A 13966-nucleotide genomic window follows, 5' to 3' on the forward strand; every position below is an offset into this window, starting at 1 on the left:
GATGCTTGATGTTAAAGATCTGAAAGTCGCTTTTCCTGTCCGCCAAAGTGGTGAAAAAGCAGTACTGATGGCGGTCAATGGAGTCGATATTCGTTTGGAAAAAGGAGATGCCCTTGGTCTGGTCGGGGAATCCGGGTCCGGAAAATCGACCGTTGGTAAAACCATCCTGCGGCTGAATAAAAACTCGTCTGGACGCATTGTCTTTGATGGTCAGGAAATTTCCAGAATGACAGCAAAGGAAGAGATGCGTTACCGGCAAAGAGCGCAAATGATTTTTCAGGACCCCCATTCGGCCTTAAATCCGCGAATGACCATCTTCAGGTCAGTATCAGAGCCGTTGATCCTGCAAACAAAAATAAGAGGGGGCGCCTTGAAGCAGAAAGTTCAGGAGCTTCTCGAAATTGTCGGGTTACAGAGGCAGTTTTTATACCGATATCCCCATGAATTATCCGGCGGCCAAAAACAAAGGGTTTGTATTGCCAGAGCGATCGCCCTCAATCCTGAACTTCTGGTATTGGATGAGCCGACCTCTGCACTGGATGTATCTGTTCAAGCCCAGATCCTTGAGTTTCTTAAATCAATTCAGACAGAGCTGGATCTGACTTTTCTGTTTATTTCCCATAATCTGGCTGTGGTTAGACATGTCTGCAATAAGGTTGCCGTCATGTATCTGGGGCAAATAGTCGAACAAGGCGATACAGAAGACGTGTTTAGCAACCCCCAGCATCCTTATACGAAAGCCCTCCTGGCGGCGGTGCCATTGCCTGAAATTAATCAGAAACGGCGTTCAGAACCGCTTCATGGTGATATCCCCAGCCCCTTAAACCTGCCAACAGGTTGCTTTTTTGGCTCGAGATGCCGTGAGAAAATTGTCGGTTTATGTGATCAGGCTTCTATAATAAATACTGAGTTACCGTCGCAGCATCTGGTCCGCTGCATCAAGGTTGCGCGCGCGAGAGAACTGTCTGAAACACAGGCAGAAATGCCTGTCCCGTTAAAGGCGGAATAGTATCAATTGATTGAATTGGATTTGGCTTTGCTGATATTTTGCAGGATCAGGCGCATAAGCTCCTGACTATTGGATACCCCCATCTTCGCCAGCATTCGGGCACGGTGGATTTCAACAGTACGATAGCTGATCTCAAGATTTCGGCCAATTTCCTTATTGCCCAAACCATCCAGCACATTTTCAAATACCTGTCGTTCCCGTTTGGTGAGTTTCTTCAACCGATTGCTTAGAGTGCCGCCTTGTAACAGTTTGTCGCCGTTCGAGGTGGGTGAGGATTGCTTGAGAATTTTGTTGATAACTCCGGCGACGATCCGATGAGCAAGGATAACGGGTTTGTTTGAAAATCGACATAAAATCTGCCGATCTTCGTTTGTATAGCCCATAGAGCTCAAAATCAGAAAATCGCAGTATTTCAGTTTGTCCGCAGCATTTTCCAAAGCCTTGATATCTCCTGATCCTGCGGATATCTCCGTCGCAAAACTGTGCTTTGATTTACCAAACCGGTAGGGCTGACTTGACAAGGGAACAATCTTACCGGCAGTTTGTCCTGCAATGATCATGGTTTCCATGAACTGATCCAGCATGTTCTGACTATGAATGACAAATTCGTTCGTATTGCCCACATCAAAGGCACCGGTTGACGCAATTACTGTCAGATCTGACAGGCTTTTTCCCCGTCCATGGCATAATTCGTTGACACGCAGTCTAAGCCAGCTTTCTGAAATAGCGACAGCCGTGCCATCGTTCAGGAGTGTGGAAATACCGACTTCATGGGCAGACGGCTCCAATTCAGTGATGTCTGTGCGGGTTAATCCGTCCAGGGCCCCAAATTCCGTAACCTCACATGACATGTCGATATGTTCCAAGATTGACTTTATCAGGGTGTTACGGGGCGTTTGTCCCATAGAAATAAAGGTAATTCGCTGACCCATTCAACCCTTCTTTGCTTGTTCGTACAACCTATTGGTTTTTATATACTAGGATGAAATGCCTTAATGGAAAGGGAAAAATTAGGTGTAGCTACGTATTCTTTGAAAATTTCGCAGGGTCTATGCTCAGAATAATTGAATAGTAATGATATGAAAGCGTTGTTGAGCAATGTTCGAATTAAAGGATAGCCCGGCCCTTGAAAAAGGAGGAAAAGTAGCGCGCGCTCCGGGGCAGCGTGTTCTGACGTTAGAGGATATCGAGGCATTGGCTGTGGGGGCATGGATTCTCGGAACTGGCGGGGGTGGGTCGCCGTATCTCAATCTGTTGAACCTGCGAAAACTGTATGCTGAGGGTCATCGCGTTATTCTTCAGAACCCGGATTATGTTTCGGATACCGCGCGTATCGCAGTTCTGTCTACTCAGGGGGCGCCTATTGTTGGGCAGGAGCGGCTCAGCAATCCCGCCAATTCGATCAAGCCCATGCGAGCCATGGAGCGGTTTCAAAACCGGGATTTTGACGCAGTGATGGCACTTGAAATTGGCGGCGGGAACGGATTGCTTCCCTTATTGGTGGCCATACTGGCGGGACTGCCTGTTATCGATGCAGATAGTATGGGGCGGGCGTATCCGGAAGCCCAAATGACCAGCTTTTCTGTGGCCGACTTGCCTTGTGCGCCGATGGCTATGGCAGACATTCGGGATAACGAAATCCTTATTCATAAAGCCGAAAACTGGAAATGGATGGAACGGCTAAGCCGGACAATCTGTACAGAGATGGGATCCACGGCCACAACCTGCAAGGCGCCCAGAACCGGGAAAGAGGTAAAGGAATTTGGTGTTTTGTACACAACGACAAAGGCCATTGATCTGGGATATGCGGTTCTGAAATCCCGCGCCGAACATTCCGATCCTGTTCAGGCGATCCTGAACCAATGTACCGGGAAGCTCATTTTCGAAGGAAAAATTGTTGATGTCGAGCGGCGGACGACCAAAGGGTTTTTACGAGGCAGAACTAAACTGGAAGGCATGGGTAAGGACCAGAATGCTGACTTTATTCTGGATTTTCAGAATGAATTTTCGGTGGGGTATTGTGACCTTGAACCGGTTGTAATGACGCCAGATCTTATCTGTGTGGTCGATAGCGTTAGTGGAGATGGAATAGCGACAGAAACATTGCGTTATGGGCAGCGCGTTTCCGTTCTGGCGCTTCCATCCCCGCCTGTATTTCTCTCAAAGCGTGGTCTGGATCTGGTCGGCCCGAGAGCATTTGGATACGACTTTGACTACAGATCCGTTTTTTAGGGGGGCTTATGTTTCGTATTGGAATAGATGTTGGCGGCACGAATACTGATGCAGTGTTGATTGATGAAAACTCTGTTGTGGGGGCCGTGAAATCCCCCACAACGGAAGATGTCACAACGGGCATAAAAAATGCGTTGGTTGAATTGAAGCACCTATGCGGTGATCAAACTGGTCTTGCTTCAAGCATCACGCTGGGAACAACCCATTTCATCAACGCAGTTGTTGAAAGAAAACGGCTTAACAAAATCGCCGCACTGAGAATTTGTTTACCTGCTGCGGCCAGCTTGCCGCCCTTTATTGATTGGCCTGCTGACATTGCAACCCTTGCAAACGGGGGCATCTATATGGTCGGGGGCGGTGCAGAATATGATGGTCGTCCCATCGGGGCGCTCGATGAAAAAGCAATATCTGAGGCGGCTCGTTCGATCCGGAATTCTGGCATAACATCTGTTGCCGTGAGTTCCGTCTTTTCCCCGCTGATTTCCGATTACGAAAAACGGGCGGAGGAAATTTTACGGTCTGAATGTCCGGATATCAGGGTCACCTGTTCCCATACCTTGGGCCGAATTGGGTTGCTGGAGCGGGAAAATGCGACGCTTCTCAACGCGTCTCTTCTTGATCTTGCAGAAGGGGCGACGGAGGCGTTTCAAAACGCGCTGGAAGAAATCGGCATCGCTGCGCCGCTTTTTATCAGTCTGAACGACGGCACCGTCACAAGTGTGGAAATGGCGCGAAAATACCCGGTCTATTGTTTTGCCTCCGGTGCGACGAATAGTATGCGAGGGGCGGCGTATTTATCCCATATGAACGACGCAATTGTCTGCGATGTAGGGGGTACAACAGCAGATATCGGCTGTCTTGTTAACGGATTTCCCCGGCAGGCCAACAGCACAGTTTCCGTTGGTGGCGTGCGCACGTTGTTCAGGATGCCCGACCTCTTATCAATTGGCGTGGGCGGCGGCACAAAAGTGTCGATGGATCCCGTTACGATTGGACCGGAAAGTGTGGGCTTCAGATTACAGAAAATGTCTCGCGTTTTTGGCGGTGAACAGCTAACCCTGACCGATATCGCGGTCGCTGCGGGACTGATGGATGTTGGCGACAAAAGCCGTGTCTCGTCCATAAGCGGTGCTTTCGTGGAGAGCGTCTTGACCGGGGTGCGAGAGAAGCTCGAGATCGCGATTGATAAAATCAAAATAGGAGCGGGGGATGTTCCCCTGATTGCGGTCGGGGGTGGTGCGGCACTGGTTCCAAAACTTCTAAAAGGCGTTAGTGAGGTTCACCATGTTGAAAATCAGGCAGTCGCGAACGCCGTGGGGGCGGCAATCGCTCAAATCAGTGGTGAAGTTGATCAGATCTTCAGTGGGATGTCGCGAGAAGACGCTCTTTCTGAAGCTCTCCGTTTAGCGGAAGGAAAAGCAATTGCGGCCGGCGCGTCGGAAGCTGATCTTAAAGTTGTGGAGATGGAAGACCTGCCAATTTCTTACTTGCCAGGACATGCCATAAGGGCCCGTATCCGTGTGGTGGGCGAGATACAATAGCGATAATCGAAACAATCTTCTCCCTGTCGGGCGGTAGGCCACCTTTTTCAGCCTGCCGCCTTTTTTTATGTCTTGGCATATAAGGCACGAACAAAACAAAATGATTTTCAGATAAAGTTACAGCGAGTTCATCTCACAGGGAGGCATGAGAAAGCGTCAGTTTTGTGCTGACGATTTTTCGCCAGCTTTTTCTTTTCAGGAAGGATGAGCGCCCCCATGAAAATATCAAATGTGATTGAATGCGCCCCACTCGGTAGCTTTTATGTCGATACCAGAAATGCCGCGGCCTGCTATGAACTTCCTATAGATGTTCCGGTGGGCGTGCGGGGTGTTCAGCCTGCGCTTGTCCTTCGGTATAGAAGTTTTCAATCGGTTCTGCAAAAACCCTATCTTCCTGCAGGCTGGGATTTAAGCGGTATCCCGACGATCGAAAAAACCGGCGAGAGCCGATATATTCAGGACGGCGCCGAACTATCGGTCAATGTCTGCAAGGATGGCACCCTTGTTCACTTTGATGGTGAGGGAGTCAGGGCAGAGTATGTTCCCCAGCCCGGCACCGGCCAAACCGTGTTTACCCTCTTCGCCATGAAGGATCTATACGGGAATACCATCCGGGTCGCTTTCGATGAAAGTGGACGACCAAAAACGATCGCTTATGGCTGCCGGCAACTTCAGAATAGACGGGTTGTCTTTTCTTATGACGATGAGAGCGGTCAACTGATTGGTATTGTCAGCTTTTTAGGCAGTCGTGAAATTCTTGGATATTCCCTTTTTCAGGAACGCAGGATGCTTAGCCGCATTCAGATTTCAGCAAGATCCGAAGGTGAATATTTCGCGCGAAAGCCGATTGTCTTTGCCTATGACGAAAAGAACAAACATTTGCTGACCTCCATAATTAATACAACCGGTTTTAAAATCGACCCGTGTTACGCCGATGAAAGAGGTGTTTTGGCAGGGTATCAGGAATATGTCTCTGGCCCGCTGGGAAAGGTGCAGGCGACCGAATATTCAGTCACCGCGGCAGGTGAGACACATGATCAGTTCGGCACACTTATGTTCGAGGAAATCGCAATCTGGTCCGTCGGTTCAGGGAAAGGAAACTTCTGGAAGTATCATGTTGTTGGCCGGCAAACCGGACTGCTGTGTTTGGAAGGCACGTTTAAAAAAGGGAAAGCCGAGGCGCCAGATCTTATTATCGAAGAAACCCGGTATGATTATCAATGGTTTGATCTGATAAATGGATTTCTGAAAACAAAAGAAGTGACCACGAAATGGGTGACTGAAAAGGACAAGCTTCCGGCGAAAATTCGCTATTTTGCTTATGATATGGACGGAGCACTGATCCGGTTGGAGGATGATAAATCTATCACCAAGCGGCAGTATATCAACGGCCCGGATGAAGGGCATGCACAATATCTGGTTCAGTCCGCCCTCTATGATCGAAATGGGACTTTGCTGAAACAGGAGATATTTGATTACCAGTTTGAAGAAGGATCGGGAGTGCCGGTCTCCATTTCCCGTCGGTCGATGATCGACAAAGATCAATATTCAAACGTCGAAACAAGCCGATTGAATTCTAAGGGGTTGATTTGCCATCAGGTCAAAGTCGGCGGCACCGTTCACACTTATCAATATGACGATTTTTCCTTGCCGTGCCGTGAAACGATCTCTTCGCCACAGACGTCCGAAGAACAGATTATTGAAAAAACACATGCCCCGGCGTTCGGTCATCTGGTGTATGAAAAAAATCCGTTTGGGGCGATTACAACAACGACGTTGGATGCGTTCGGCACCGTTATTGGCATCAATACCTGTGATTTAAGCAACCCTTCAGGCTGGGGGAAAGCCACAGGACTTGTCCCCATGCACACCGTTGATCTGTATCAAGATCAGTATTTCAAGACCATGGTCCGGTTGGAAAAACGGTTTAGGGGTGCACAGAGAGACCCCCATGAAAGGTATGAAATTCTCGATAGTCAAATGCGGGTTGTGGCCGAAATTACAAATATAGAAACTGGAAAATGGCAGGTTCAACTTAATAAACACTCGATTTCGGCCAGTGAAAGCCGCCAAAGTCTTCCTTTTGTTATTCATTGCAAGAAAGAAAATCTGGCCAAAAAAATACGAGCCATTAAGGCCACCAAAGTTAAATGGATCGTGCAGAAAAGAGATCTGTTTGGGCAGGAATCAGGAGCGGTCCTACCCGATGGCTCGCACACAGTCATTACCTATTCCGTGAATAATGATGGGGATTTTTGTAAACAGGAAGTGGCCTTCAGCCCCAACGGCACTTTCGTCGATCAGAAAATAGAAACTGTAAAAGACAATGGAAGTTTGCACACCCTCCTTTCTGGCGATCAGGAAGAAACTCGGATTGAGTTTGATATGTTCGGGCAAATTATTTCCAAATGCGGCCCTGATAACCAGAACACAACCTACAAATGGAATGCATTGGGGCAGTGTGTATGGGAAGAGAATACGGCTACCGGAATAACGAAACAGGAATTTGGTCCGGATCTCAGAATTTCCCGTGTGACGCAAAATGAAAGAGTGTCAAAGCTGTATTATAACGGGTTCGGACAATTGATAAAAAAGACCCACAATGTTGGTAGCGAGGATGAAGCAGATTACACATTTCAGTATACGCCGGATCAAGAAAACTGTAGCCAATCCATCACGTCCACCCATCCGGACGGGTGGATATTAACGTTAAAGCATGCGCCAAACGGCGAGATAATCGAGCGGCAGGTTTTTTTCGGTCAGGCAGACGCTGAAATAATTCGCAATGACCTCTATCCAGACGGCAGTGTCCGGTGTCGCCATTACCCGGATGGTCGAAGTCTTGAATTTCAGTATGAAGGGCGCGGATGGCTTTCATCGGCAAAACTTCAGGGCCGGACGGCACCGCTGGTCTGTTTTGAGGATCACGACATTTTTGGTCGGCCGCATCTGACAACCTTCGAAAACGGTATTGAGGAAACCAGAAAAACCAACTGTTATGGGCAGGTTGAACATTTTTCCGTTCACCAGAATAAGGGAAACTCGTCAAAAACTCTTTTGTCTCAGGATTTTCAAATTTCGGCAGGTTTTCCGGGCCTTGTAACGGGGGTGGACCGTAAAAACGAAGATAGCTCACTGATCAGAAAGACTTACGATTATGATGAGTTTTCTCGATTGGTGGGGGGCGCGCAATCAGGTGGCGGTATGGGCAGCGTGGCTCAAACTCCGACGAACGGCCTGAAGCCTGTCGGGCAATCAACTCAGCCGGAAGTTCAGTTTGATGTCGACGGCCTTATGAAGCGGGCTGCGCATATTAACGATGCCTTGCGCTTCGAATATGGGCCCGATGGGCTCCTTAAAACCTGTCACAGGTCGCCGCGCCGTGATGAGAGCATGGTGGTGTCCACCTCGTTCGTCCATGACGCCTTGGGCGATCTGCTGATTAAAGATGACGGTATGGGTACAACAACCTTTTTTGTCGATGAAGATTACCTGCTGACCAGACTGCCCGATGACAGGTTGTTAGCGACAATTAAGATGTGCTCGGAATTGGGTACGGTTGCGGAGCTCACGGCCTCTTACGCACGCGGGCCGCGGCTAAAAACTTTGTTTCCCGTGGCCAGGCGGTCTCGATCTGATGTCAGAAATGATCGGGACGAAACGATAGCAGGCGGGAGCCGCGACGGGGGTGAGACAGGCATAGGCGCGAATTTTTACCAAAAGCAGGTCGGCACGCTTTATCTGCATCTTGATTTTCAAGCGACCAGCGTTCTTGCAACTAAGGAAAATGGCCATATCGCGGCCCGTCTGGATTTTGATGCATACGGATGTTTGGATCCACAGAACAGCGTTGGAAGTATCGGGTTTGATCTGGTTTACGCGGGTATGAGGTTTGACCCTTCTTCCGGTTTGTATCATGCGGGACAGAGATTTTACGCGGCATTCCTAAAGCAGTTTTTAAGCCCGGATCCCTTGCGATCGACCACGGATCTGCATGCTTATCCGGTTGATCCTATTAATAATTTTGATGATCAGGGACTGTGCCCCTGTTCGAACTGTGCCCGAGCTGCGCGGCGGAATTATGGTCGATCGGCGACCATCTGGGGAACCGCGTTTATGACGGCGATCAGTTCGTTCGGATTATTTTTTGCCTGGGATATGGTGTTGTTTGGATATGATTCTGAACTGGCCTTTAGATGGGCCATCTCCATTGCTTTGTGGTTTACGCAATTGGCCGTTATCCCGGGCGTGTATGCGTCCGCAAACCGAAATCGGCGGATTATATGCTGTCGCGCCCGCCGACATGCAATCGGCACTGACGAAATAGGGGAATGCGGTACAGTTTTGATCCGCGCGGGGATCAGTGCCAGCGTCGGGGCTGTTTTTATGGGGCCTCTTCTCTCGTTTATTGGAAACAGTACCTGTGGACCATGGACATTGTTCCAGTGCCCTTCGGACTATTACAGTATGAACGCTGCGAGAGGTGTTTTTGCAAGCGGCGGCTCTTCGATTATATCCAGTTTGATGCGGATCGGATTGGCGCGCTGTCCATGCAATCGCAATTCGCTTTGTATGCGCTATTGTTCGGGTCTGGTTAATCTATGGGTGGGGTTTGCTGTGTGGCAGGCGCTGGATCTGGTGATCCTGAAATTTGGATATGGTCAGGATACCATGACAATAATGGCTGGTAAGCTGTCTTTTGCAACCGGTGAGATTCCCCTGAGCATGCTGATGTCGCAACCCAATCCATTTTGGGGCATGATACCGGCCCTTTTCAGTAATTGTTGCCCAAACTGGATGAACAGGTGTTTTTCACCGCGGGCTGTCTTTGACGATGAAAACCATCCAAGGCATGGAGACTTGGTTCCCTTTTTTCCAGGGGGGAGAGCTCATTTGGAAATGGATGAAGCGGTGCAAATGGAGGTCGTTGTTGACGGCCCTTCAGGAGAGAATGATGGGTCACCAGCTGCGGAGCGCGCTATCCTAATCGAGGAAATTGCAGAGAACAGCAATTCAGACCCTGGGGACCGTGATTTAGAGATCGGTGAGGCACCGGCAGAGAATGACGCGAACATGTCTGACGAGGTAGACCCACCGGATGGAGAAGAGGTCTGAAATTGCACTCTGGCTGACTAGGCATGGATGGATTGCCAACCAAGAACGACAGAATGTGTGAGGGACCGATTTTGCCAAGCGGGGTAATCCGCTTTTGACGGTGGTTTAGGTTTTTATGCGTGTCAGATGAGTACCATTGGTGCCCAAAAAATACCTTCTGTCGTTGCCGTGCAGGCCAGTTAAGGCCTTGGCCGCCATCAGGGATAATTTTGTCTGGCCTCTATTGCTGCCCTCGGGATCAATATTTTCAGACAAAATCTGCGTTTCTCAAATGTCGTTCAATGAGTTTGGCAAACAGGTAAGAGGCCTTGCCCAGATTTTGGTGGGCTGAGACGATATTGCCCACCGAATAGTCCTTCAGTCTGTTGTCCTGAAACGGGATAAATCTGACTTCTCTATTTTCGACCTCAGACAGAAATCCGATCTTGGTATAGATCCCGATGCCGATCCCTGAAAGGATCGCTTGTTTCGCCATGACGTGGGAGTTTGTGTAAAAGATCGTGGAGAGAGGCGTTTTTATCGTATCGATTTCTAGATCAATAAAAGAAGATTTCCGCCGGGCATCCAATGTCCTTACCTGCTGGAAGGGAATGCAGTCTTCAATATTGACAAAATCCCGGTCGGCTAAAGGGTGGTTCGGTGCGGCGAGCAGTCCGAGGGGGGCCGGCACTTCGGCAAAAACCCGGAGTTCGGGATGCAGGCTGTTGACCTGATTGGTAAAGTTCAGACCGATGTCGGTCTCCCCCCGTGCGATGCTTTCATTGATTTCACCGGGGCCCAGAGTTTCCACGGAAAAAGAAACACCAGGATATTCAGAGGAGAAGTCTTTTAAGACGCGGGGTAGAAAATCAAACACCATCGAGTCTATCGCGGCAATCCTGATATGCCCGGTTTTTAACTCGCGAATATCGTCGATTTCGGCTCGTGCCTGATTAAAATAATAAAGTGTTTTCCGGCAATGCTCGACAATGACCTTTCCTGCCGGCGTCAGTTCAACTCCTTCCGGCACCCGATCAAAAAGGCGCATTCCAAACTCTTCTTCAAGTTTTAGAATCTGCCGGTTTATGGCCGACGAAGCCACGTTCAAAACCTTGGCTGCCTTGCGAATAGAGCCCTGACGAGCGACCTCATCAATATATCTAATGGATGGATGGTGCATATTATTTAAATATTACAAAGACTTAAAGTGTGATGCCTTTTTGGCATCGCCATAGACTAATTTCTCTTCTAATGGCAGCATACTTATCCTGCTACTGTCAACCAATAAGAAATATAAGGTCAAACTGACTATTCTTTGGGAGGAAAACCAGTTTGTATCAAACAAAAAGGGGATATCAAAATGGCACTCAAACAACATTTAAATACGGACCGCAGGCGTTTTGTAAAAGGGATCGGGGCAACTGTCGGTATGGCCGCAGCCGGAACCTATCTTGGATTTGCAAAATCAGCACAGGCAGACACGTTCAACGTGAATATGCAATTGGGCTGGATCGCATCGAACGGCCAATTGGGAGAAGTTGCGGCGGATCATCTTGGATATTATGAAAAGGAAGGTCTGTCTTTAACCATTACGCCGGGGGGACCCAATGTCGATGGGGTCGCGTCCGTCGCCTCTGGAAGGGCACAGGTTGGTCAATTGTCTTCCAGCCCGTCTTTGATGCTGGCGCGTTCAGCCGGTATTCCGATTAAATGTGTTGCTGCAGGCTATCAACAGCATCCCTTTACCTATTTTTCGTTGAAGAAAAATCCCATCAAAACGCCACAGGACATGGTTGGCAAAACAATCGGAACTCAGGGAACTGCGCGTATTCTGCTTCGGGCCATGCTGGCGAAGCACGGCATTGCCTATGATGATGTGAACGTTGTTGTAATGGGCGGTGATATGGGTCCTTTAATGAACGGTCAGGTTGATGCGGTTTCAGGATGGCAGTCGAATATCAACGCGCTCAATATTCTTGGTGATCAACGTGTTGACATGCGCCTTTGGGACAGCGGGATTCAGCTTTATGCAAACCCGTTTTATGTCACAGACGAAACCTTGCAACAGCATTCGGATAAAGTGGAAGCCTTTGTTCGGGCAACGGCGAAAGGGTGGGGATGGGTTCATGCCAATCCACAAAAAGCAGTTGAACTGCTGGTGAAAAGATATCCAAATCTGAACGTGGAATCCGAACGCAAAGCGGTCGATGTTATTCTGAAATACGTTTTCAATGAAGAAACCAAAGCGGGTGGTTGGGGCACCATGAAGGCCGTAAACTGGGAACAGCAAATCGAAACATATGCAAAGCTTGACCAGTTCAAAGGGGACGTGCCGACGCTGGGCGATGTCATGACTCTGGACATTCTGGAAGCGACGAAGGCTGATCGTCCGAAGGTGGGCTAAAGAAAATGCGTAATAATCTTGCCGTTGAGAACCGAAGCCCGGAAATCGATCCGTCTTCTTATGCCGCGCACCTGACCGACGCGTCGGTCAAGTTTGGAGATTTCACCGCACTCGATAAAATAAATCTATCTGTCGAAGATGGAACCTTCATGACAATTTTGGGACCATCCGGGTGTGGCAAGTCGACTTTGCTGAGATTGATTTCGGATCTTGTTCCGATCGCCGGGGGGGATGTTCGGATTTTTGGCCGGACTCCAACAGAGGCAAGATTACCACGCGAATTTTCGTTCGTTTTTCAGGATGCAACATTGCTGCCCTGGAGAACAGCTCTTGAAAATGTGAGGCTACCACTGGAGATGGGCGTTCGGAAAGATCGCCCCCTTCACCTGAGCGAAAAATCACCTGAAGAGCTATTGGAACTTGTTGGATTAAAAGGCCGGGAAACGGCATTACCGCATGAACTTTCAGGGGGGATGCGGCAGAGGGTGGCAATTGCGCGGGCTTTGGTTTGTAAACCCCGTTTGTTGTTGATGGATGAGCCGTTCGGTGCCCTTGATGAGATCACGAGGGATCACCTCAATGAGCAGATATTAAACATCTGGAAAGAGACAGGTGTCACCATTCTGTTTGTTACGCATTCCATTCCTGAAGCCATTTTTCTGGGACAGAAATGCCTCATGTTAAGTGCCCATCCCGGGCGTGTCATGGAGGTTGTGGATATTGATTTACCCCGTTCCAGGAAATTGCCCGTTCGGGAGACACCGGAATTTGTGGCAATCGCGGCGCGGTTAAGAAAATTGCTGGAGGCAGCACAATGAGTAACGTCACAGCGGATCAGAAGGTTTCAAAGCCTGCAAACTTTTTGATGGCATTGTTCAAAATAAAATATGTTCCGCCGGTTTTGGCAGCCCTTGGCCTGATCGTGATCTGGGAAATCGGTGTAAAGCTTGCGGGCGTTCCCACCTATATTGCGCCAGCGCCAAGCGATGTTGGAACAGTTCTTGTGTCTGAACTGGATCTTCTGGCCAAGAATTTCTGGCCTACATTGATCGAAAGCCTGCTTGGATTTCTGTTTGGCAACATGTTCGGTATTCTCGCCGCTATCGTGTTCGTCCATTTCAAGAAGCTGGATGCGGCCTTCTTTCCACTGGCAGTTTTTGTGAATACCATACCGATTTTGGCAATCGCCCCCATCCTTGTTTTGATCTTTGGCAATGGATTAATCGCCAAGGTGATCATTGCATCCTTGATCTGTTTTTTCCCAACCTTGGTCAATATGGTTCGGGGATTGCAGGCGATCAATCCACAGATGCTGGAGCTGGCGCGGATCCTGTCAGCCTCCAAACCTGAGATTTTCTGGAAGATGCGCCTTCAAATGTCCCTGCCATATCTGTTTTCGGCGCTCAAAATTGCCTCAACCACCTGCGTTATTGGTGCAATTGTAGGCGAATGGGTCGGCGCGGATGTCGGACTGGGGGCCTTGATTATCGATGCGACGTTTAATTTCCGATCGCCATTGTTGTATGCGACTGTTTTCGTTTCATCAGGGCTGGCCGTTGTCTTGTTTGCGTCGGTAACAATTGCCGAAAAAGTACTGATCAAGTGGAAGCCCGAACAGGCTGTCTGATCTAAATCACGTTAATTAGAAATTTATAAATCGTGCCAGCGATGGCACTGGTTGAGGAG

Annotated in this window: 9 protein-coding genes; 7 read left to right on the forward strand and 2 right to left on the reverse strand. The window is 49.0% G+C overall.

The annotated features are described in order from the left end of the window. Nucleotide 1: 1 nt before the first annotated feature. Nucleotides 2-1009 carry an ABC transporter ATP-binding protein gene (locus OIR97_RS01800; protein ID WP_169544020.1) on the forward strand — a complete coding sequence of 336 codons (1008 nt, stop codon included), beginning with the start codon at nt 2-4 and terminating at the stop codon, nt 1007-1009. 2 nt (nt 1010-1011) lie between these two features. Here OIR97_RS01800 and OIR97_RS01805 read toward each other — a convergent pair whose 3' ends face one another. Beyond that, complete coding sequence (locus OIR97_RS01805) at nt 1012-1941, reverse strand: AroM family protein (protein WP_169544021.1); 930 nt, start codon at nt 1939-1941, stop codon at nt 1012-1014. Between the two features lie 166 nt (nt 1942-2107). Here OIR97_RS01805 and OIR97_RS01810 point away from each other — a divergent pair, with 166 nt between their 5' ends. From OIR97_RS01810 to OIR97_RS01820, 3 genes are all read left to right on the forward strand, one after another. Further along, complete coding sequence (locus tag OIR97_RS01810) at nt 2108-3241, forward strand: DUF917 domain-containing protein (RefSeq protein WP_169544022.1); 1134 nt, start codon at nt 2108-2110, stop codon at nt 3239-3241. 8 nt (nt 3242-3249) lie between these two features. Beyond that, nucleotides 3250-4782, forward strand: coding sequence for a hydantoinase/oxoprolinase N-terminal domain-containing protein (locus tag OIR97_RS01815; protein ID WP_169544023.1), 1533 nt, complete (start codon nt 3250-3252; stop codon nt 4780-4782). Nucleotides 4783-4998: 216 nt separating this feature from the next. After that, complete coding sequence (locus OIR97_RS01820) at nt 4999-9897, forward strand: RHS repeat domain-containing protein (protein ID WP_169544024.1); 4899 nt, start codon at nt 4999-5001, stop codon at nt 9895-9897. Nucleotides 9898-10144: 247 nt separating this feature from the next. Here OIR97_RS01820 and OIR97_RS01825 read toward each other — a convergent pair whose 3' ends face one another. Further along, nucleotides 10145-11056 carry a LysR family transcriptional regulator gene (locus OIR97_RS01825; protein WP_169544025.1) on the reverse strand — a complete coding sequence of 304 codons (912 nt, stop codon included), beginning with the start codon at nt 11054-11056 and terminating at the stop codon, nt 10145-10147. Between the two features lie 180 nt (nt 11057-11236). Here OIR97_RS01825 and OIR97_RS01830 point away from each other — a divergent pair, with 180 nt between their 5' ends. The 3 genes from OIR97_RS01830 to OIR97_RS01840 are packed head-to-tail and all read left to right on the forward strand — an operon-like array spanning nt 11237 to nt 13907. Beyond that, nucleotides 11237-12280: an ABC transporter substrate-binding protein gene (locus OIR97_RS01830; protein WP_169544026.1), complete on the forward strand. Its 1044-nt coding sequence runs from the start codon at nt 11237-11239 to the stop codon at nt 12278-12280. 5 nt (nt 12281-12285) lie between these two features. Beyond that, on the forward strand, nt 12286-13098 hold the full coding sequence (locus tag OIR97_RS01835) for an ABC transporter ATP-binding protein (protein ID WP_169544027.1): 813 nt from the start codon (nt 12286-12288) through the stop codon (nt 13096-13098). After that, the gene (locus OIR97_RS01840) at nt 13095-13907 is read left to right on the forward strand and encodes an ABC transporter permease (protein ID WP_169544028.1); all 813 of its coding nucleotides are present in this window, start codon (nt 13095-13097) and stop codon (nt 13905-13907) included. Before OIR97_RS01835 ends, OIR97_RS01840 begins: the two co-directional genes overlap by 4 nt. Nucleotides 13908-13966: the final 59 nt, after the last annotated feature.

The sequence above is a fragment of the Sneathiella aquimaris genome (assembly GCF_026409565.1).
Lineage (GTDB): Bacteria > Pseudomonadota > Alphaproteobacteria > Sneathiellales > Sneathiellaceae > Sneathiella > Sneathiella aquimaris.

Bases quoted from the DNA above. Each gene is read 5' to 3' on its own strand.
- OIR97_RS01800 (WP_169544020.1), top strand. From the start codon at position 2: ATGCTTGATGTTAAAGATCTGAAAGTCGCTTTTCCTGTCCGCCAAAGT.
- OIR97_RS01805 (WP_169544021.1), bottom strand. From the start codon at position 1,941: ATGGGTCAGCGAATTACCTTTATTTCTATGGGACAAACGCCCCGTAAC.
- OIR97_RS01810 (WP_169544022.1), top strand. From the start codon at position 2,108: ATGTTCGAATTAAAGGATAGCCCGGCCCTTGAAAAAGGAGGAAAAGTA.
- OIR97_RS01815 (WP_169544023.1), top strand. From the start codon at position 3,250: ATGTTTCGTATTGGAATAGATGTTGGCGGCACGAATACTGATGCAGTG.
- OIR97_RS01820 (WP_169544024.1), top strand. From the start codon at position 4,999: ATGAAAATATCAAATGTGATTGAATGCGCCCCACTCGGTAGCTTTTAT.
- OIR97_RS01825 (WP_169544025.1), bottom strand. From the start codon at position 11,056: ATGCACCATCCATCCATTAGATATATTGATGAGGTCGCTCGTCAGGGC.
- OIR97_RS01830 (WP_169544026.1), top strand. From the start codon at position 11,237: ATGGCACTCAAACAACATTTAAATACGGACCGCAGGCGTTTTGTAAAA.
- OIR97_RS01835 (WP_169544027.1), top strand. From the start codon at position 12,286: ATGCGTAATAATCTTGCCGTTGAGAACCGAAGCCCGGAAATCGATCCG.
- OIR97_RS01840 (WP_169544028.1), top strand. From the start codon at position 13,095: ATGAGTAACGTCACAGCGGATCAGAAGGTTTCAAAGCCTGCAAACTTT.